This window comes from Nitrospirillum goiasense (genome assembly GCF_034427435.1).
Classification (GTDB): Bacteria; Pseudomonadota; Alphaproteobacteria; order Azospirillales; family Azospirillaceae; genus Nitrospirillum.
On the sequence record NZ_JAXQNP010000003.1, the window covers coordinates 1688044 to 1708275 of the forward strand.

A 20232-nucleotide genomic window follows, 5' to 3' on the forward strand; every position below is an offset into this window, starting at 1 on the left:
ATGAGTTTAACAGCGGGGGAGGCATGGCATAGCCGGACGCTGCGGCCACGGCAAGTGCAACATGCGGATGGATTTTATCCACAGGGGGATAAACGCGGGGATAAGGGCGGGGCCGCGCCGGCAGGCCCCGCCCTTAAGGCTTGATTTCCCGCTATTCCGCCACCATCGCCGGGCTGCGGGAGCGGGGGGCCATCGCCTCCTCCGCCCTGTGGATATAATCGCGGGTCAGGGGCACCGTCGCCAGCGCGTTCGACAGTTGGATTTGGAACACCATGTGCCCCTGATAGCGGAACGCGCACTCCGACCCCGCCAGGTAGAATTCCCACATGCGGACGAAGCGGTCGTCATACAGGGCGGCGGCCTCGTCGGCGCGGGCCATGAAGCGGTGACGCCAGGCGCGCAGGGTTTCGGCGTAATGCAGGCGCAGGATCTCGATATCGGTGGTGACGACGCGCGCCTTCTCCACCGCCGGCATCACCTCCGACAGGGCGGGAACATAGCCGCCGGGGAAAATGTACTTGCGAATCCATGGGTTGGTGGCCCCCGGCCCGTCCAGCCTGCCGATGGAATGGATCAGGGCCACCCCTTCGGGCGTCATCAGGTCGCGCACCGCCGCGAAATATTCAGGGTAGTGGGGCAGGCCCACATGCTCGAACATGCCGACCGAGACGATGCGGTCGAAATGCCCGGCATAGCCCTGGGCCGCCAGGTGGCGGTAATCCACCAGCTCGAACCGCACGCGGTCGGCCACGCCCTCATCGGCCGCGCGCTGCCGGGCCACCGCCAACTGTTCCTCAGACAGGGTGATGCCCATGATCCGGGCGTCGGGAACCTGGCGGGCGATCTCCAGCGCCATGCCGCCCCAGCCGCAGCCGATGTCCAGCACCTTATGGCCGGGTTCCAGGCGCAGCTTGGCGATGATATGGCGCTTCTTCAGGCTCTGCGCCTCTTCCAACGTCGTTTCCGGCGTCGGGAAATAGGCGCAGGAATATTGGCGGTCGCTGTCCAGGAACAGGGCGTAGAGCTTGCCCGAGAGGTCGTAATGGTGGGCGACGTTGGCCTTGGACCGGTGCGCCGGGTTGAACTGCTGGGCGTAGCGGGTGAGGGTCTCGATGGGACCCATCAGATGGTCGGGCCAGCCGATGTGCTGCCAGCCGCTGTTGCGGGTGACCAGGGCCAGCAGGTCGTAGATGCTGCCCTCCTCCATCACCAGCGTGCCGTCCATATAGGCCTCGCCCGCGTACAGGCGCGGCGCCAGGGCCAGCTTCCAGTGCAGGGCCGGGTCGGTGATCCGCATGGTGATGGGGCCGTAGGCGGACGGGCCGCCATCCACGGTGCCGCCGGGGCTGAGCCCGCCCGGCAGCGCGTCCGGGTCGCGGCGGCCGAATTCGTAGCGGCGCTGATAGGCGTCGATCAGGGTCATATGACCGGTCTTGATCAGGGACCGGAACAGGCTGGCCAAGAGCATGCCGAAGGCTCCCTCGTCTCAAATCACCTGCATATCAAAGACATGTAGGTAGTCTGGGAGCAGGGAGCCAAGGGGTCTATTAGCTCTAAGATTTACGCAAAAGGGCAGGGGTTGCCCTTTCGGGCGTCTTACTTCCCGTGGGCGATGAAGGGGCCGTTACGGAACCCCGCCTTGCCGTAGCGGAAGGGGTCGCCCTCGGGGGTGGTCATGCCGCCGCCGGCGGCCAGCAGCACGGCGTGACCGGCGGCCGTATCCCACTCGCAGGTGGGGCCGAAGCGGGGATAGAGGTCGGCGACGCCCTCGGCGATGCGGCAGAACTTGACCGAACTGCCGCAGGCCAGCGTCTCGGCCACCGAATAGGCCTTGAGATAATCCGCCAGCGCCGCGTCGTTGGCGTGGGAGCGGGAGGAGACGACGGTCACGCCGGCGCGGGGCTGCGGCCGGCAGGCGATGGCCTCCCGCCCGGCGCCGTTGCGCTGGCGCCAGGCCAGGGGCTTGGGCGCCAGCACGCCGGCGAACAACTCGCCGCTGGCCGGGGCGTACACCGCGCCCAGCACCGGCTGGCCCTGGTCCACCAGCGCGATGTTCACCGTGAACTCGCCATTGCGCTTGATGAATTCCTTGGTGCCGTCCAGGGGGTCCACCAGCCAGAAGGGCTGGCGCGCGGCCACGGCCGGGATCTCCCCCGCTCCGCCGCCTCTTCCGACACGGCGGGGATGGCGGGCGTCAGCCGTGCCAAGCCGGGCAGGATGATTGCCTCGGCGGCATGGTCGGCCAGGGTGACGGGGCTTCCGTCGGCCTTGGACGTGGCGCCGTCGTCGCCTTCGTAGAACGGTAGGGTGGCATGCCCGGCCTCCACCGCCAGCGCCGCGACATCGTCCAGCAGGGCAACAAGGTCCATACGGGCGAGGACGGCGGCGATGATCATGGGTCCAGCCTATCTATGTAGTCAGGGGTGGAAGGGTCGGCGGACGGCATAGTGCATCCGCCCCCGGCTCAGCAACAGTCCAGGTCCGCTTGGACGCGCGCGGCTCTCATGCGCGTCAGTCCGGACCCGCTTCCCTCATTCCGCTTGAGTGGCGGAATAAGGGTCAAGGGGCGCGATAATGGGCGGGCTCTCGCCATCCCGCAACCCGCACAATGGGGCAGGGCCAATGGGGCGGGGCCAATGGGGCGGGGCCAATGGGCCGGGGGCAGTGTGGACGGACCTTCGGGGACGGACCAGTGGGAAAGGAAATGCTATACTCCGCCCATGATGAGACCGATGCCGCCCCGCTTCCTCCACATCCTGCTCCCGCTATGCGCCGTCCTGGCCGGGGGAACGGCCCTGGCCGCCCCACCGCCGCCGGTGGGCGGGGGCGGGGACGTGATCGAAGGGCACGCTCAGGCGACGGAGGGGGACACGCTGCTGGTGGATGGCGGGGAGATCAAGCTGTACGGCATCGATGCGCCCGACCCCGGCCAGACCTGCCAAAACCGGCGGGGCGCCAACTATGATTGCTTCGCCCAGGCGACGAAGGAATTGCAGGCCGTCGTCCAGGACAAGATCGTGCGCTGTACCACCAAGGAAAGCCCGCCCAAGCAGCGCCGCCTGGGCGTCTGCACGGTGGAGGGGCGGGACGTCGCTGGCATCATGGTGCGCGCCGGATGGGCCTTGGCCTACACCGCCCTGGCGCCGGACTATTACAGTGTCCAGGTCCTGGCCATGAGCCACCGCGCCGGCATGTGGGGCGGCCGGGTGGAGCCCCCCTGGCTGTGGCGCGATCGGCAGGCGGCATTGGAGGCGGACGCCACCGGCAAGCCCAAGAAAAAGCCCAGCGGCCAGCCATGAGGCCACCCACATCGTTGTCGCGGACCCGCCCCTTAGGGGAGCGTTGGGCGGGACACAGTGCCATGCAAACATGCCGGCCCTTCCCCCAGGCGCCTGGAAAACACTTGACCGCGACCGTTCGGGCCATCACCTATGTCGCCGAAATTGCGCGCATCCCGCAATCCACCCGTTTTTTCCTGAAAGGAAGTTATGTCGAAGGAGGATTTGATCGAGTTTTCCGGCACGGTGACCGAACTGCTGCCGAACGCGATGTTCCGCGTTAAGCTCGATAACGAACACGAAGTGCTGGCCCACACCTCGGGCAAGATGCGCAAGAACCGCATCCGCGTGCTGGCCGGTGACCGGGTCAACGTCGAAATGACGCCCTATGACCTGACCAAGGGTCGCATCACCTTCCGCTTCAAGTAAGCGGACGGTACCCCATGGTGCGTGTGCAAGCGGACGGGACGGGGCAAGCGCCGTGGCGGATCCCGCCGCTGGTGCTGGCGTCCAGCTCCCCGCGCCGCCGGGAACTGCTCGCCCAGATCGGGGTGACGCCGGCGGGTATCGACCCGGCCGACATTGACGAGACCCCGCTGGCCGATGAGCTGCCGGCCCATCACGCCCTGCGCCTGGCGAAGGCCAAGGCGGCGGTGGTGGCCGCCCGCAGCCCCGGCGCCGTCGTGCTGGCCGCCGATACGGTGGTGGGCTGTGGCCGCCGTATCCTGCCCAAGGCGGAAAGCGCCGATGATGTGCGCCAATGCCTGGCGCTGCTGTCGGGGCGGCGGCACCGTGTCTTCGGCGGCCTCTGCGTGGTGGACGCCACGGGCAAGGTGCGCACCCGCCTGGTGCAGACCGCCGTGTTGTTCAAAAAGCTCAGCCGGGCCGAGATCGACGCCTACGTCGCCTGTGGCGAGGGCGTGGGCAAGGCCGGCGGCTATGCCATCCAGGGGCGTGCCGCCCTGTTCTCCCGGGGGCTGGTGGGCTCCCACAGCAATGTCGTGGGGCTGTCCCTGTTCGAGACGGCGGCCATGCTGCGCGCCGCTGGGATAGACCCGCTGGCCGTGTCCCCCGTGGCCGCCTGACGGGCCGGCCCTGATGGCCCGCGAGCTTCACATCGATATCACCGCGCCGGCGCAGGGCCCCGCCCTGCGCCGCGCGGCTATCCTGACCGACGGCGTGCTGTCGGACCTGTACATTGATCGCATCGACCGGCCCACCCTGGCCGGTGCCGTGATTCGGGGCCGCGTCACCCGCATCGTCGCCGGCATGAACGCGGCCTTCGTTGACATCGGCACGGGGCGGGATGGCCTGCTGCCCGCCGCTGACGTCCGCTTGCCGCAGGCGGACAAGCATGGCGGGGGGACAAGAACGACTCCAAGGATCGTCCAGCCGTCCGTCCCCAGGGGCCCATTGGCACAGCGCTACGCGCGGGCCAGACGGTGATCGTTCAGGTCAAGGCCGACCCGGTGGCAGCCAAGGGCGCGCTCCTGTCCATGGACGTGGCGCTGCCGGGCCGTTTCCTGGTCCATACGCCCATGGCGGCCGGAATCCATGTGTCCAAGCGCCTGGGGCAGGGCGCCAGCGCCGCCGCCGAACGCGCCCGCCTGACCACGGTGGTGCGGGATGCCGTGCCCGCCGGGGGCCGGGGCGGGGCGGGCGGCTGGATCGTGCGCGCCGCCGCCGCCGCCGTGCCGGCCGAATGGCTGGCCCAGGAGGCGGAGGCCTTGGCGCTGGACTGGCGTGGTGTCGCGCGGGCCGGTGACGGGCCCCCGGGCGTGCTGCTGCCGGCGCCCCATGCCGGCATCCGCGCGCTGATGGAACAGACGGGGCAGCCGGTGGACGCCATCCTGGTGGATGACCGCGCGGGCGCCGGCCAGGACCTCTATGCCGAACTGCGCCGCTGGTGCGACGACCGCGCCGGCGACCTGCTGCCGGCCCTGCGGCGGGCCAGCACCGGCCTGCCGTTGTTCGAGGGCGGCGACCTGGACGGCGCCATCGCCAAGCTGCTGCGCCCGCGCGTGCCGCTGTTCGGGGCCAAGGCGGGCGGCGCCACCGGCAGCCTGGTGATCGAACGGACGGAGGCGCTGACCGTCATCGACGTCAATGGCGGGGAGAAGGGCGACCCCTTGGCCGTCAACCTGGCGGCGGTGCCGGAAATCGCCCGCCAGCTGCGCCTGCGCAATGTCGGCGGCATCGTGGTGGTGGACTTCATCAACCTGTCGCGTCTGCCGGACCGCGAGCGGCTGATCCTGGCGCTGACCGGGGCGGTGGCGGACGACCCCGGCAATACCCAGGTGTATGGCATGTCCCGCTTGGGCCTCGTGGAAATGACGCGCCAGCGGCGGGGCCCCTCCCTGCTGGATCTGGTGGCGCCGGACGCGCCGGCCCCGGGGGTATTCCCCGACGACGACGCCTTGATGTGAGTGATGGTGCCCGTGATGACCGACGAACCGATCCCCTTGAAGCCCCGCAAGTCCCGCGCCGCCTGCCCCATTTGTGGCCGCCCGCCAGCGCCGGAGGTCAAGCCCTTCTGCTCCCCCCGCTGCGCCGACGTCGACCTGGGCCGCTGGCTGAACGAAAGCTACCGCGTGCCCGTGACCGAGGAGACGGACGAGGACGGCGAAACCGCGCCCGGGGCCGAGCGGGATTGAGCCCAGGGGAGGCTTCGCACCCGCCAAAATCCATTCTGAATCAAAGAGTTAAAAAAAATCTGAAAAAGATCTAAACAACAGGCTGGACAAGCCCGCCGGACTTGTCTACATACAGCCACCTCGACGCGCCGCGGACGCCAACGCCACGGCAACGGGTCACAAAAACCCACGCGAGATCAGGGGCTTAGCGTCCGCTAAGTTCTTCTGGATGCCCAGGTAGCTCAGTTGGTAGAGCAGGGGACTGAAAATCCCCGTGTCGGTGGTTCGATTCCGCCCCTGGGCACCATTTTCCCCCATGCCATCGTTTCCGTGAGCCGCCGATAATACGCCGCGGTACGATCTAAGACCTTCTGACATATCGGGTATTTTGTGGAATATCGTGGCCCGGAGTGGCTGGGCGTATTCCTAGGATACCCGCGTCATTAAAACCGCCTGTTGGTATCCTATATCAACAGGAGCTTCAGTTCCGGGTGCAGCGCTCCCCCTCGTCACGTCGGCGGCGGCCCGCCCCGTCCAGCCCCGCATTGCTGGAAGAAGCCATCATCGGGTCTCGACGTGACCGAGCCGCCCTGCCTGGCCCTTGAGCGAGGCCCGCGCCTTTTCCCAGGCGTCGCTGCCCGGATGAAGTGCCGACCACAGCCAGGCCCAGGTCATATGCTGCACGAAGGCAGCCCGCTCCGGGTTCTCGTCGGTCGTTTCGCCCGCGTCATAGCCGGCAACGCCACCATAGCCGTGCTCGGCGTCCGTTACCGTCAAGAGGCTCTTGGGAGCCGGGCTGAGGCGGTAGGCATCGCTGCGCCAGTCCGGGTGGGTTGAGAAGTTGGGGTTGAAGTCCTTGTCCCCCGCCACGATGAGAGCAGGCGCCTTCATCGCGTCAAAGGTATTCTTCGTCAGTGCCGGGTAGCGCTGCCCAACGGGCCCATCCAGCCGGGCACCGAGGCCGGGGGCACCGATGAGGACGCCCGCCTTGATGCGGTCGTCCCGCAAGTCCAGCGTTTCTTCCCCATCGATGTCATGAAGTCGCATGCCGAGCAGCATGCCGGCGGTGAAGCCGCCCAGCGAGTAGCCGGCGACGGCGACCTTCTCTTGATCGAGACGTCCGGCCAGGCCGGGTACCGCCTTCACGATCAGGTCGAGCCGATCGAGGATGAGAGCCATATCCTGCGCCCGCGAGCGGTAGAACAGAGGGGCTTCGGGCGTCTCTGGACTCAACGTCGTGGAGTTGAGGTGCGTCGGCTGGATAACGACAAATCCATGTGAGGCCCAAAACTCCGAAAGCGGAAGCATGCCCCGGTTGGACGACAGATAGTTGGATGCCCCGTGCCCATGCGACAGGAGGATAATAGGCAGCTTGTCTCCCGTCGTTGGGGCGGACACGCGCAGTTCGATATCGACATAACGCTCGGGTGCGGGGACCGTAATCGGCGTCACCGCCATGAATGGGGTTGGCGCGGCGACCGGGATGAGGGCCGCATCCTTGATAAGTTTGTCAGCCATGGGTGTTCCTTTCGGTCTGGAGGCCGCGTCGCGATCGCGTTGGGTCCCGTTCACGCCGAGCTGTCCGGCCACGAATAAACGGAACAATATTCCGTTTTATACGAACGACTGTTCCGTTTAGCAAGGAGGTTCCCGATATGAACCCTCCGCGCGCCATCTAATAAGGGCGATCCCACAGGGCCGGGTTTTTGATGAGCACTTGCGAACGCCGGCAAAGCCGCCGGTTCCTCGCGCAGCGCGATCGCGGTCCCGCCTGCCGGTCAGAATTTAAATAGGTCAAACTTTCGCAAACCGTCGCGCTATAGTCCGCTGCCCGAACAGGGTATGGGAAAGTGATACGGGCAATGAACCTCGTCCAGTTGAAGCGTGTGATCGCGATCTATGAAACCGGCAGCCTGCGCAAGGCGTCGCAGGTCATTGGGGTGACTCAGCCGGCTCTGACCTCCAGCATCAAGCAGCTTGAGGAGGAACTGAACACCTCGCTCTTCGAACGCGGCCCCACAGGTGTGCGTCCCACCGGCATATGCGAAAAGCTGGTACAGCGAGCCCGCCTTCTGCTGAGCGAGGAACAGCGGATCATCAATGACATTGCCGAGGTGAACAAGGTCCCCAGGCTGGCCGTGGGCATCCACCCCATCATGATGAACGAGGGGTTGGCCAAGGTGATGGCTGCCTTCGTGGAGCGTTCTCCCAACGTCGATTTACGCATCCGGGAAGGTTATACCTCCCAACTCCTGAAATTATTGAGCATCGGCGAGCTGGACTTCGCCCTCTGCGGCTTGCCGGAAGACTATCGCGCCGAAGACTTTCAGTTTGATTCCCTGATCACGCAGGAATACGCCATCGTCGTGGTGGCGGGGCACCCTATCTTACGGCAGATCGCCGACGGCGCGCCCTTCTCCAACTTCACTTGGGCTCTGGTGAATGCCTACGACAGGCCGGAGGCGATAGACCAGAACCAGGACGTCCTGAACGTGATGCGCAAGTTCGGCTACACCGACACCAGCAAGTCCATCAAGTCATCGTCCATCGCCTTTGTGAAGCACCTGATCCTGCATGGCCAGATGATCGGTATGATTGCGCGCGAGGCGGTGGCGCAGGAGCTGAAGTCCGGTGCCATGCGGTGCCTGGAGGGGTCGGAAATACCCGCGCCCGCCTTCGGGTTCATAACGTTGCGCGATCGTTATGAACCCAAGATGGCGCGTCAGATGAAGTTCGTCATCCGGCAGTGGCTGACCCTGCCCACCCGGTGACGGTCGGCGTGACGCAGGTCAGGCCAGAAAGCCCTCGATCTCCGCGACCACGCGGTCGTGCTCCAGGTGCAGCACGCCGTGCTTCACCCCCGGCATGTCGACACGCCGGCCGTTAGGGTAGTGGTGGGAGACGTCCCGCGTCACCGCCCACAGGTCATCCTCGGGGTTGATGATCAGCACCGGCTGCTGCACCTCGGCCATCGCGCCCAGGAAATCATAGCGGTAAACGGCGATATACCCCCAGGTCATGCGGGCGCCCAGGCGCAGGCATTCGGCCATGCTGATGTGCCGCTGTTCGGCGCTCACGCGCGGATCGCTCAATTGGCCGATGATGGCCCAAAGCTTTTCCACATGGGCCAGGGTGGCATCCGGCGGCGGGAACAAGGTGGGCAGTTGCTCCAGCTTGGCCGCCCGGACGTCGGCGGGATAGGCCGCCAGGCCGAACACAACGAGGCGCCGGACGCGATCAGGCAGTGAGCGCGCCAACTGGGTGGCAAGAAGGGAACCGGTGTGGAAACCCAGGACGTCGAAGGGCCCCGCTGGCACCAAACCCTGCGCGGCCAGCTCGGTTATGAAGTCAGCGATGATCGCCGCGTATTCCTCTATGGTCGTGGGGGCCGGTGGCGGGTCGCTCATGCCGTAACCGGGCGTGTCCACCGCCACCACCGTGCGCGTCGCCCCCAGAGTGGGCAGCACTGGCAGCCAGTCCCCGCTGTGGCTGGGCGTCTGATGCAGGCACAGCAGGGGCGGGGCGCCCGTGGGCGCATCCGGCTGGACGATGCGATAATGCAATTGGCCATGGCGGCTGTCGGTGTAGCCGCGTTTCACGCTGGTCATCGCGACGAGGCTCCCTGTGGAGTGGTATGGGGGATGTGCCGGGCGGCTAGCCAGGCCAGCGCCGCCGACAAGGTCAGCGCCGCGATGCCGACCATGGCCATGGAGGTGCCGACCGAGGCCGGGTCATGGAAAACCGATTCCGTCAGGGAGGCCACGGCCAGCGGGCCCAGTGAGCCGCCGATCATGGTCATGACGAAGGCGTACAACGCCACGGCCAGACCGCGTACGCGCAGGGGCGCCACCTCGGCGATGATGGATAGCATGGAAGCGCCGTACAGGGCGCTGACCAACATTACCTCCGCCAGCAGGATGACGGCGGTGCCGCCCGCGGGGGCGGCGACGGCGACGACGGAGGGTAAGCCCAAAAGCGACAGCAGACCGGCGAAGCGCATCTTGCCGGCCGCCCCGTGGCGTCGCGCGATGCGGTCGACGACAAAGCTGGCGATGGCGGCGCCCAGGGCCGCCCAGATTATCTGGGCTGTCCCCAGGCTCTTGCCTGCCGTGCCGAGGCTGTAGCCGAACGCCCGGGTCAGCAGCACCGCCCCCCAGCCAGTCGCGACCGAGCCACCCATGGCGAACAGGGCCAGTGAGCCGTAAAGCGGCAGGAAGATGCGCCGGGCAGCCCAGAAATGCCCAAGGCCATCTCGGAAGCTGGCCCTGTCGGCGCTGGCCCCCGCCTTGCCGTGGCGCCCTGGTTCGCGCACCATGGCCAGCATCGCGGCGATGACGAAGCCGAAGGCGCCCACCAGGATGAAGGCGATGCGCCAGGGCGCCAGGGCGTTCAGCAGCGGTATGCCAGCGAAGGCCCCCAGGGGCGCCACCTGCAGGATGTAGCCGCTGACCAGGGAACCGATTCCATAGGCGATCATGCTGCCGAAGACGTAGACGGCCATGGGCCGACCCCGGCGGTCGGCGGGGAACAGGTCGCTGATGAGGGTGACGGCGCACGGACCCAGTACCGCCTCGCCCACGCCAATGAACAGGCGCGAGGCGAACATGCCCCCAAAATTCTGCGCCAGGCCGCCGCCGACAGTCGCCGCGCTCCAGACAAGGATTCCGCCGAGCAGCAGACGCTGCCGGTTCATTAAGTCGGCCACCGCCCCCAGTGGCAGGCCCACGGTCACATAGAAGACGGAGAAGGCGAACCCCTGCAGCAGGGCGATCTGGATCTCGCTGATGCCCAAGTCGTGGCGCACCGGGTCGATGACCAAGGCCAGCATGCCACGGTCGACGGTGGAAATGACCTGGGCGACGCATAGGGTGAAGACGGTGAACCAAGCGATGGCCGGACCGGCGCGAGGGGGGGCCGCCAGCGTGACCGGTGTGGCCTCATGACGTCGCAACGAGGTTTCGTACAACTGCTCTGCGCTCCTGTTTTCGGGGGCACACCGTTGGCTGTGGAACACACCGGGTGGGCGGCGGCATGTCCGGAGCGCTGCCTTCCGTCACATTTTTCGGCAGCGCCATCCCGATGATAGATCGCGCGCCGCATGGCCTATAGGCTGAATAATTCTGGAACTGATCAGATTTTCTTGGCACCCAGCAGGCCACCCGCTGGATCGTCCCGTTGGGCGACGGGGGGAACGACGGGCGGGACGACGGGTGCGGCGCTGGGCGCCAGGCGGTAGGCCCGGAGGAACAGGCAGGCCACGGTGGCCGTCAGGCAGGGCAAGATCCATAAGGTCACGTTAATGGCCATCACCACGCCCGCCGGCTGGGCCTGGATGCCCGCATCCTTGGCAGAGGTGAAACCCACCAGGCCGAGGGTGGTGCTGAAGAGGAAGGTGCCGAAGGCGGCCGTGGCTTTCTCCGTCATGACGAATACGCCGGCCAGGATACCCTCCCGTCCCCGATCGCCGGACAGTTGGCGGGCGTGATCCATGGTGTCGGTCAGTACCGTATAGAGACCCAGGAAAATGCCACCGCTCGACACGCCGGCCAATGCCCCCAGCATCTGCATCCATGGTTGAGGCTGGCCCACTGGAACCAGGCACCACGCCATCATGACGACGGCCTGCATGATGGCCGCGACCAACAGCCCGTTCCGCCGGCCGACGCGGCGCGCCAACCGCATCCAGATCGCCTGCGAGACCATCATGGCAATGGTCTGCGACAGGAAATAGCCGCCCAGGCTGGTGTCGGGGGCGTGAAGCACGTGCCGCGTATAATAGGGTATGGCGGCCATGTGGGTGGCCAGGGCCGCGAACATGGTGATCTTGAAGCCCATCAGGCACCGAAAGGGCTGGTTGGCGCGGACGGCCTCCCACGCCAGGCGGGGAGACAGGCCGTGCTTCTCCGGCAAACCGCCATCCTTCTCTTCGATCAGCAGGAAGCTGGCGATGGCGCCCAAGGCGATCAGGCTCGCCAGGATAAGCGCCACCAGGCCGTGGCCTTCCCGGTCACTTCCCATGTGCGCCAGCAGGAAGGGGGCCGCCGCCGTTGCCGCCAGGCCGCCGAGGGAAGAGCCGTAGACGCTGAAGGCCATCAGGCGCGAGCGTTCGTTGAAGTCCTGGGTGATGGACCGCCCGATGGCCAGATAGGGGATGCGGAACATGGTGTAGGCGGTGGAGAACAGCAGCAGGCTGAGCCCCGTGAAAACAATGACGCCGCTGCCGTGCAGGCTTCTCGGGACGTTGAACAGCAGCGCCATGGACAGGGCGGACAGCAGGCCCCCTGCCGCCAGGAAGGGGCGGTAGCGGCCAAAGGGGGTATGCGTGTGGCTGCTGATCAGCCCCATCACCGGGTCGATGGCAGCGTCATAGATCTTGGACACCACCACCAGCAGCCCGGCCAGGCTGATCGCGATTCCCAGGCTGTCGGTCATGAACCGCAGATGCAGCAGGCCCACGGCCCCCACCAAGGACGCCGAGGTGAAGGAGCCTATGCCCCAGCCGATCAACGTCCGCGATTTCATCCGATGTCCCCGTCCTGTCCCTGGTGTCCATGGGCCGGCCCCCGTCATGGGCATTCCGGCATGCCGCCCCTAATCCCGCCAAAGCTTGCTGATGTCCGAACCACCGACCGCGGGGCATCCCGCCTTGGGCAATTGCACCGATACCATCAGCGAGCCCTCGGGCCCGGAACGGGAGATGTGCCCCTTGCCGGTGCAATCCTCGGCGTAGGCCAGGTCGCCGTGGCGCAGCTCATGCCGCGTACCGTCGTGCAGCTCGATCACCATGCTGCCGAACAGGGGGATCAGAAGCGTGGGCTGGTTGGCGACGTGGAAGTCGAATCCCGCGCCGGCGGACGCGCCGCCGATGCTCACGCGTTCCGCCGTGCGGCGCAGCAGTTGGGCGATCTGCGCGCCGTCGGGCGGCTGCGTCGCCAGTTGTTCCGCCCGGGTCAGGCCATCCGGTCCGGTATAGAGATGGAAGATGCGCTTGATCCAAGGGATAGGGCCCGTTCCAGGGAAATCCAGCGGCACGCCGTTGCGGTGGGCATCGGCCGCCGGCTGGTCCGCCGCCTTTGCGCCACCCGTCAGCGCCAGGCCCGCCAGCAGCGCGGCGGCCGTGCCCAGGATATCCCGCTTGCTGAGCGTAAGATCGTCCATCATCGCGGCCTTAGGCGGCCGTATCGGTGCGGCGGATGAAGGCCCGCGGCTCACCGGCCGGCCGGTGCCAGATGACGGGCAGGAACTCGCTGGGCGGCGGGTGCACGCCCTCCGGTTGGCTCAGCAGGTCCAGGCCGGGCACCTTGGTCAGGCCCTCGCGCGGGCACCAGTAGCTGTCGTCACCGATGACGCGGATGGCCAGGCCGGTGCGGTCCAGGGTGGGGGACTCATTGCCCTTGGAATAGTGCGGGATGTCGACGTGGAACAGCACGGCGTCCCCCGGCTCCAGGTCCCAAGTCACGAAGCAGAAGGGGAAGGCCGGGTTGTTCCGCTCCGCCTCGAAATCAGGGAAACGGAAGGTGCCGTCGCCCGCGGGCCCGAAGCGGGAGCCGGTGCGCTGGCAGAAGTCGTGGTATCCCGCCACGAACTCGATGCGGCCATTTTCCCGGTTCACGGGCGACAGGGCCACCCACAGGTTGGGAACCATGCTGCCGGTGAACGGCCATAGGTGATCGGCATGCCACGGCATCACCTGGGGTGAGCCTGCCGGCTTATGGAACAGGTGATCGTGGAACATCTGGATGGTGTCGGCGCCGATCACCCGGCCAATGATCTCCCCCGCCGGGGAATTCTGGATGAAGTCGCGGAAAGCGCCGGACTTGCGCCACAGGAAGGCGACGGAGGTCATGGAACCATGTGAAGGCCCGGTCATGCCGAAATCCCCGGGCCTTTTCACCACCTCCGCCGCCGCTTCGCGCAGCAGCGCCACCCACCCGGCATCGAACATCTGGCGCAGGCAGACCACCCCGTCCCGGCGGTAATCCGCGATGTGTTGTTCGGTGATGGGGTTCAGCGGATGCTTGTTCATCGGGCACTGCTCCTGAAGGGTCGGCCGGCACCATGGCGAGGGCGCCGGTGGATGAGGCGTCGGAGCGGGGGAGGGGATGATAGCCGGTGGGGGACCACGGTCTGCCCGCCCGTGTTCGCCCATGGCCCGTTGATGTCCCTGTCCCAGCGGTCCACGCCGCGTAGGTTTGCCGGGCCAACTATGGGCAGAGGGACGGGGCGGGGTAAGTTCCCAATTCTATTGCGGTGATAAAGCTTCTCTTTAGCCCTGGCGGTCATTGCTTCGCGCCCGCTTGTGTTTCACGCGCGCCTGGTCCGCTGGTTGGTGCGGCGGTGGGATTGGCGCAGCACCGACTTGAAACGCCGCGTCGCCGCGGTCTCGTAGCTGCCGGTGAGGGTCAACAGCCCAATGGAGGACGCGGCGATGCGTGATCCCGGCACGCGCGCCAGATGGCCGGCCGCCACTTCCTCCGCCACGAACTCGTCCGCGATCATGGCCAGCAGCCCGCCCTCCTGTACCAGCAGCTTCAGCAGCCCCATGGAGGAGGAGAAGACCGTTCGCGTCGTGTCGCGATAACCGAAGGTCTCCAGCAACTGCGTGATCTCGTTCGCGTTGCGGTCGGGCGCCACCAGGTTGGGGATGTCCACCCGCGCCCAGACGTGGTCCCCCACCGGCTGGCCGGCGGCCAATTCCGCGAAGATGGGGTGTGCCGGATGGGCGATCACCGAATATTCCTGCGTCGCCACCGGTTCGAAGTCGAACCCCTCTTTCGCCAGGGGCCTGTCGGTGAAGGCGCAATAGGCGAAGTCGATTTCCCCCCGCTGCAGGCTGTCCAGAAGCTGTGAGCTGTAGCCTTCCTTGATCTTGAGGGTGACGTCCTTTTCCTGCTGGCTGAAGCGGGCGGCGCAGCGGGCGAAATCACCGTTCAGGATAATGGGATGCACGCCCACGGTGATCACCTGGCTTTTATTGCCGCTGTCGATTTCCGCCACTAGGCGATGGTGTTCGGAAACGATGAGCTTGGCGCGCACCATCAGCCGTTCGCACATGGCCGTCGGCCGGATGCCACGTGGCCCCCGCTCGAACAGCCGTGTGTTCAGGCTGTCTTCCAGTTGCTTGATGCTCCACGTCAAGGCGGGCTGCGACATGCCCAGGCCCTGGGAGGCCTTGCGGAAACTGCCGGCTTCGAACACGGCGATCAGGCGTTCAAGCTTGGTGATGTTCATGTCGGTTCCCGTCCGGCGTGGCGCATGGCCCGGCCTCCGGGGCCTAAGCCACTGCCCAGTCTGGGTTTTCCCAGCCAGACGATGCATGCCCCGAAGCGGTTCCCAGTCGCATGGTTGATCAAGGAACTCTTCAGCAGGAACAAATAATTTGAATTATCCGCAGGATGGTGGGGTGGCAGGGATTCCCACTCCAGCCGGCGTCGGCCTGGCGGCCCCGACAGGGGCGGGACCAAGGGCGCGGCGGCTCATCAGGTGTGAGGGGGTGGCATGAGCATCGAGGTTTTGGGCGTCCTCGTCCATCGGAACGGATCGGAGATCAGCCCGCCCAGCGGCCCCCTGTTCGATGTTCCCATGATCCAGCGCCTGGCCCACGACTTTGACGCCAACGGCTATGACCGTGTGCTGATCCTGCAGAATTCGTTCGCGCCGGACCCCCTGGTCATCGCCACGCATGCGGCGACGGTCACGCGGCGCCTGGCCTTCATGGTCGCGCACCGGCCGGGCTTCATCGCCCCCACCATGGCGGCGCGCATGTTCGCGACGCTGGACCATATCAGCGGTGGCGGCCGTGTCGGCGTCCACATCATCACCGGTGCCAACGACACCGAACTGCAGTGCGACGGCGATTTCCTGACCAAGGAACAGCGCTACCATCGCAGTGCCGAATACGTGCGGGCCATGCGGGCCGTCTGGTCGTCCACGACGCCGGTCGATTTCAACGGCGAGTTCTACCGGTTCAACAAGGCGCTGTCGGAACTGCGTCCGGTGACGGCCGCCGGCATTCCCATCTATTGGGGGGGCGCCTCGCCGTTGGCGATCGAAAAGGCGGCGGAATGCGCCGATGTCTACGCCTTCGGTGGGCTGAAGCCGCTGGACCAGATGCGCCAGGATGTGGCTGCGGTCCAGGCCCTGGCGATGAAGGCCGGCCGGACGGTGCGCCTGCAAACCTCCGTCCGCGTCATCCTGGGTGAGACGGAGGCGGCGGCCTGGGCCGAGGCGCGGCGCGTCGTCGACCGCCTGGGCGAGGTGGCGCTGGAACAGCGACGGGCGCTGGAGCGGGACGGGGGCGCGGTGCGCACCGGCATGAGGCTGGACAAGGCGCTGGCCACGACCAAGGGCGGAACGGGGCGCGGGGAGCTGGAACGCATCGCCACGGGGCCGGAGGTGCTGGACAAGCGCTTGTGGACGGGTATCACCCGCGCCTCCATCGATTTCGCGACGCCCACCTTGCCGCCCGCCCTGGTGGGCACGGCGGAACAGGTGGCCGATGCCATCATGGACTATCACGCCATGGGCATCACCGGCTTCCTCATCCGTGGCTTCGACCTGCTGGGCGATATCGAAACGCATGGGCGGGAGCTGATCCCGCGCCTGCGGATGCTGGCCGGCGCCGCCAAAAAGCCGGTGGGTGCAAAAAATTCCTGATCACTCACAAGATTAATGAAATTGCCAAAAAGCATCGGGTCGACATCCTTTTCCTCAGCGAACTGAGGGGAGAGTAAATGGCGCGCAAAACGGGTGGCGTGGCGATTTTCTGCCTTCTTCTGGGCGGCGTCCTGGGCGGAGCCTTGGGTGCGGGGCTGACCCAAGCCCAAGATGCCCCAGAGGCGCGCAACCCGGGGAGCGGACCCTAGGGAAGCGTGACCTGGGGCAGGACGCCGGTGCCATGTCGCCCCTGTCGCCAACCGGCGACGCGTTCCGGATCCTGCGCATGGCGGGCGGCGGCGATGGGGAATCCCATTTCGACATCGTTCCCCTGCCCAGGACCGGTGGCACGCCGGGACATAGTGTCCAGTCGCGGCTGTTCGCGACGGACGTTGAAATCAGCGACTCATTGCCGGGCGCCTTCGTCGACTGGCACGGCGTCTCCTCGCCACGACTGCTTGTCGTTCTCTCCGGCGAGCTTGAAATCGGGTTGGGCGATGGCTCCAGACACGTCCTGAGGAAGGGCGACATCGTCCTGGCCTCGGACGTCACTGGCCGGGGTCACACCTCCCGCCTCGTGGGGACGGAGCCGGTACGCATCATGACGGTGCGGCTGCCAGCGGAAAACAGCCTGGCGCCCAAACTCAATCCTTGCCCACCGGGGGTGGCCGACGCGCAGTGCGTCAGCGTCCGCCTGGACAAGGCCAAGGCTGTGGCTGGCGGGGGCCAGGGCGGGTGATCCGTCCTGGGGCCTGGCGTCCATGGCCGGCGCGTTTCAAGGGAGTTTCAAGGGAGCTTCGTGTGGTATGGCCGAACGGTTCGGCCATTTGATAATAAGATGGGCGCATGGATTGTCCAGCAGGCGGACACACCATCGGTATTTGGTGCGTGAGACAGCCGCTTCTGACAGCCTTCTAGTCGCTCCCCCAAATAGTCATATATGATCTGTCCCCCTGTAAATCTTGGGTGGATCATGGTGACGCTCGAATCTTGCCGCCATTTGGCGTCAGGAAGCCAAAAAACTCGACAATAAAAAAAATAATACCACTCGATTCTCGAACAGGGGGTACCATGGCTTTTGATTGTAAAGATCTGTCCTCGCTCCTTCGAGGAAGCACCTCTTTTGTCGTCACGATGGCGCTGCTCGTTGGCGCGGCTGTGACCGGCACGGCTTGGGCTCAGCAGGCGCCCGCCACCGCCCCGACCGCCGGCGCCGGCGATGACCTGCTTGAGGAAATCGTCGTCACCGCCCGCCGCAAGAACGAAGACATGCTGAAGACCCCGGTCGCGATCACCGCGCTGACCGGCGGTGACATCGAGGCGCGCGGCATCACCTCCACCCAGGACCTTGCGCAGTTCGTGCCTGGCGCCAACGTCGTGGGCCAGGCCAGCAATGGCGGCCGCGCCGACCGTTCGTTCCAGGCCATCGTGTTGCGCGGCATGGCGCCGTCCGCGGCGCAGTTGCAGACCGCGTCGCTGTTCATCGACGGCGCCCCGGTCAGCAACCCCGCCGCCATCCAGACCATCACCGATCCCGCCCGCGTCGAAGTGCTGAAAGGCCCGCAGTCGGCTTATTTCGGCCGCCAGACCTTCGCTGGCGCCATCAACATCGTGACCAAGGATCCGACGGAGGAATTCAACGGCTCCATCGATGGCATGGTGGGCACGCGCCATAACCAGGACTTCTCGGCGGAAATCTCCGGCCCCATCATCCCGGACAAGCTAGGATTCCGCGCCAGCGCGCGTGAGTTCAGCAAGGACGGGTCTTACGCCAACGCCGGCGTCCCCGGCCAGACCTTGGGCGACCAATCCACCAGGAACGCGTCGCTGGCGATCGAGATGAAGCCGAACGAAGACATCAAGGTCAAGCTGTTCGGCATGTTCACCGACCTGGACGATGGCCCCCCCGCCCAGGGCTTGATCGGCGCCTACGGTGTCACCAACAGTGCCGGCCAGACCCTGGTCGCCAACCAGTCGAACTGCACGCTGCCCACGGGCAACCGCTTCATCTGCGGGGTCACGCCGGGCCTGTCGTCCTTCACGCCGTCGGCCAACACGACCGACAGCGCCTACATCAAGAATTTCCTGGCCAACGGATCCGGCCGTGTCATCAATCCCGATGACGGCACCCAGGGTTATGGCCTGGTCGCGCGCGACTATCACGCCCACCTCTCCGCCGACTGGACGCTCGGCGACACCGGTGTGACCATTTCCTCGCTGAGCGCCTACAATAGCGTGTTCAGCAGCGAACTTGCCGACCTGGACAACTTCTACAGCACATCCATCAAGTCCAGCGGTGGTGAAGGCTTCTATAATTACCCCTACCTGGTCGAGGGTCGCTCACACGACTGGTCACAGGAACTGCGCGCCTCCTATGAGGGCGGCCCGCTGCACCTGACGGGCGGTCTCAGCTGGATGGACACCTGGTCGCAGGCCAGCAGCGGCGGCGGCACCGCCGTGCTGAGGTCGAGCATCAGCGGCGCCACGTCCGACACGACCTGGAGCGCGTTCTACGGTATCGGTTACGACTTCACGCCGTGGTTCACGCTGAACTTCGACGGCCGCTATCAGGTCGATGACATGGCGGCCTATGCGGCGCCCACCGGCGTCACCGCCACCACCAACACGTTCCTGCCCGCCGGCTTCTACAAGGGCGGCACCGTGTTGTTGGAGAAGTACTACCACAACTTCATGCCGCGCGTGATCGCCCAGTTCAACGTGGACGACGCCACGATGATCTACACCTCGTATTCCGAAGGCGTGAATCCGGGCATCTTCAACACTTCGTTCCTGACCGCGTCGGCGTCCGCCGTGGCCGTGGCCGAGAAAAACAACCTGAAGATCGCCGTCGATCCGGAAGTCCTGAAGAATTACGAAATCGGCACCAAGGGCAAGCTGTTCGGCAATCGCCTACGGTACGATCTGGCCGCTTATTACGCGGAGTGGACCAACCAGATCAACCAGCAGGCATTCAGCTATGTCGATCCCACGTTGGGCGCGCAGCAGGTCCTGGCGTCCACCAACGCCGGCGAGGTCCATATCAAAGGCGTGGAAGCGGAGATCAACGCCGCGCTGTCCAAGGAGTGGAGCCTGGATCTGAGCGGCGCTTACATCGACAGCGAGATCGTGAAGACGGCGAATTCGCAGGTCACCACCTTGACCGGTATGACCGACTTTTCCGGAAAGCAGGCGCCCTTCGTGTCGAAGTGGTCGGGCACGGCGTCGCTGTCCTACACCACGCCGCTGCCGACCCTGCCGATCCTGGGCGATGTGGACGGCTTCAGCCGCGTGGACTTCACCTACAAGTCCGGCGCGTATTCCGACGTGGCGAACCTGGTCCGCACGCCGGCCACCAACCAGGTGAACCTGCACATCGGCATCAAAACCGACAACTATTCCCTCGAAGGCTTCGCGACCAACCTGTTCAACGACAAGTCCTACTACAGCGCGGTGGACGGTTACGTCATCGACCCGACGTTCGCCCACCTGTCGACCAGTTCGGCCGTCATCGTCCAACTGCGTGAACTGCGTACCTGGGGCATTCGCGGCAGCTATCATTTCTAGAGCGCCATCGTCCGGGGCGCTTATGGCGGCCCGGACGCATTCGTTGTGCGGATGGCGGCCGGTCGGGGGGCCGCCATTCGGCATTTCACCAACGTATAAGA

General features: G+C 66.0%; 20 protein-coding genes and 1 tRNA gene. 11 read left to right on the forward strand and 10 right to left on the reverse strand.

The annotated features are described in order from the left end of the window. Nucleotides 1-151: 151 nt before the first annotated feature. The 3 genes from ULB03_RS21680 to ULB03_RS21690 all read right to left on the reverse strand — a co-directional run bounded on the left by ULB03_RS21680 (nt 152) and on the right by ULB03_RS21690 (nt 2396). A complete protein-coding gene (locus ULB03_RS21680) occupies nt 152-1468 on the reverse strand; it encodes a cyclopropane-fatty-acyl-phospholipid synthase family protein (RefSeq protein WP_322485146.1) in 1317 nt (438 codons plus the stop codon). A 128-nt stretch (nt 1469-1596) separates the two neighbouring features. Further along, complete coding sequence (locus ULB03_RS21685) at nt 1597-2139, reverse strand: 3'(2'),5'-bisphosphate nucleotidase CysQ family protein (RefSeq protein WP_322485147.1); 543 nt, start codon at nt 2137-2139, stop codon at nt 1597-1599. After that, on the reverse strand, nt 2055-2396 hold the full coding sequence (locus ULB03_RS21690; protein WP_322485148.1) for a hypothetical protein: 342 nt from the start codon (nt 2394-2396) through the stop codon (nt 2055-2057). Before ULB03_RS21690 ends, ULB03_RS21685 begins: the two co-directional genes overlap by 85 nt. 336 nt (nt 2397-2732) lie before the next feature. Here ULB03_RS21690 and ULB03_RS21695 point away from each other — a divergent pair, with 336 nt between their 5' ends. From ULB03_RS21695 to ULB03_RS21725, 7 genes are all read left to right on the forward strand, one after another. Next, a complete protein-coding gene (locus tag ULB03_RS21695; RefSeq protein ID WP_322485149.1) occupies nt 2733-3299 on the forward strand; it encodes a thermonuclease family protein in 567 nt (188 codons plus the stop codon). A 189-nt stretch (nt 3300-3488) separates the two neighbouring features. Continuing rightward, on the forward strand, nt 3489-3707 hold the full coding sequence (gene infA, locus ULB03_RS21700; RefSeq protein WP_044559220.1) for a translation initiation factor IF-1: 219 nt from the start codon (nt 3489-3491) through the stop codon (nt 3705-3707). A 14-nt stretch (nt 3708-3721) separates the two neighbouring features. Then, the gene (locus ULB03_RS21705) at nt 3722-4363 is read left to right on the forward strand and encodes a Maf family protein (protein ID WP_322485150.1); all 642 of its coding nucleotides are present in this window, start codon (nt 3722-3724) and stop codon (nt 4361-4363) included. A gap of 13 nt (nt 4364-4376) precedes the next feature. Next, nucleotides 4377-4724 (forward strand): hypothetical protein, encoded by a 348-nt coding sequence (locus ULB03_RS21710; protein WP_322485151.1) that lies wholly within the window; start codon nt 4377-4379, stop codon nt 4722-4724. Continuing rightward, the gene (locus tag ULB03_RS21715) at nt 4721-5704 is read left to right on the forward strand and encodes a ribonuclease E/G (RefSeq protein WP_322485152.1); all 984 of its coding nucleotides are present in this window, start codon (nt 4721-4723) and stop codon (nt 5702-5704) included. The genes ULB03_RS21710 and ULB03_RS21715 overlap by 4 nt, the downstream gene beginning before the upstream one ends. 15 nt (nt 5705-5719) lie before the next feature. Then, entirely contained in the window at nt 5720-5932 is a 213-nt protein-coding gene (locus ULB03_RS21720) for a DNA gyrase inhibitor YacG (protein WP_322485153.1), read from the forward strand. 210 nt (nt 5933-6142) lie between these two features. Further along, a tRNA-Phe gene (locus ULB03_RS21725) sits at nt 6143-6218 on the forward strand. A 254-nt stretch (nt 6219-6472) separates the two neighbouring features. Here ULB03_RS21725 and ULB03_RS21730 read toward each other — a convergent pair. Beyond that, on the reverse strand, nt 6473-7429 hold the full coding sequence (locus ULB03_RS21730) for an alpha/beta hydrolase family protein (protein ID WP_322485154.1): 957 nt from the start codon (nt 7427-7429) through the stop codon (nt 6473-6475). A 344-nt stretch (nt 7430-7773) separates the two neighbouring features. Between ULB03_RS21730 and ULB03_RS21735 the strand changes: the two genes are divergently transcribed. Beyond that, nucleotides 7774-8682, forward strand: a complete 909-nt coding sequence (locus ULB03_RS21735) for a LysR family transcriptional regulator (protein WP_322485155.1) — start codon at nt 7774-7776, stop codon at nt 8680-8682. 18 nt (nt 8683-8700) lie between these two features. On the opposite strand, the gene ULB03_RS21740 is transcribed toward ULB03_RS21735, so the two are convergent. From ULB03_RS21740 to ULB03_RS21765, 6 genes are all read right to left on the reverse strand, one after another. After that, nucleotides 8701-9519 (reverse strand): alpha/beta fold hydrolase, encoded by an 819-nt coding sequence (locus ULB03_RS21740; protein ID WP_322485156.1) that lies wholly within the window; start codon nt 9517-9519, stop codon nt 8701-8703. Next, nucleotides 9516-10877, reverse strand: a complete 1362-nt coding sequence (locus tag ULB03_RS21745) for an MFS transporter (protein ID WP_322485157.1) — start codon at nt 10875-10877, stop codon at nt 9516-9518. Before ULB03_RS21745 ends, ULB03_RS21740 begins: the two co-directional genes overlap by 4 nt. 164 nt (nt 10878-11041) lie before the next feature. Next, entirely contained in the window at nt 11042-12433 is a 1392-nt protein-coding gene (locus tag ULB03_RS21750; RefSeq protein ID WP_322485158.1) for an MFS transporter, read from the reverse strand. A 69-nt stretch (nt 12434-12502) separates the two neighbouring features. Next, complete coding sequence (locus ULB03_RS21755) at nt 12503-13072, reverse strand: cupin domain-containing protein (protein WP_322485159.1); 570 nt, start codon at nt 13070-13072, stop codon at nt 12503-12505. A 7-nt stretch (nt 13073-13079) separates the two neighbouring features. Next, complete coding sequence (locus ULB03_RS21760) at nt 13080-13937, reverse strand: phytanoyl-CoA dioxygenase family protein (RefSeq protein ID WP_322485160.1); 858 nt, start codon at nt 13935-13937, stop codon at nt 13080-13082. A 278-nt stretch (nt 13938-14215) separates the two neighbouring features. Further along, complete coding sequence (locus ULB03_RS21765; protein WP_322485161.1) at nt 14216-15142, reverse strand: LysR family transcriptional regulator; 927 nt, start codon at nt 15140-15142, stop codon at nt 14216-14218. Nucleotides 15143-15409: 267 nt separating this feature from the next. Here ULB03_RS21765 and ULB03_RS21770 point away from each other — a divergent pair, with 267 nt between their 5' ends. The 3 genes from ULB03_RS21770 to ULB03_RS21780 all read left to right on the forward strand — a co-directional run bounded on the left by ULB03_RS21770 (nt 15410) and on the right by ULB03_RS21780 (nt 20131). Beyond that, nucleotides 15410-16567 (forward strand): LLM class flavin-dependent oxidoreductase, encoded by a 1158-nt coding sequence (locus tag ULB03_RS21770; RefSeq protein WP_322485162.1) that lies wholly within the window; start codon nt 15410-15412, stop codon nt 16565-16567. Between the two features lie 241 nt (nt 16568-16808). Beyond that, complete coding sequence (locus ULB03_RS21775) at nt 16809-17306, forward strand: cupin domain-containing protein (protein ID WP_322485163.1); 498 nt, start codon at nt 16809-16811, stop codon at nt 17304-17306. Between the two features lie 395 nt (nt 17307-17701). Then, entirely contained in the window at nt 17702-20131 is a 2430-nt protein-coding gene (locus ULB03_RS21780; protein WP_322485164.1) for a TonB-dependent receptor, read from the forward strand. Nucleotides 20132-20232: the final 101 nt, after the last annotated feature.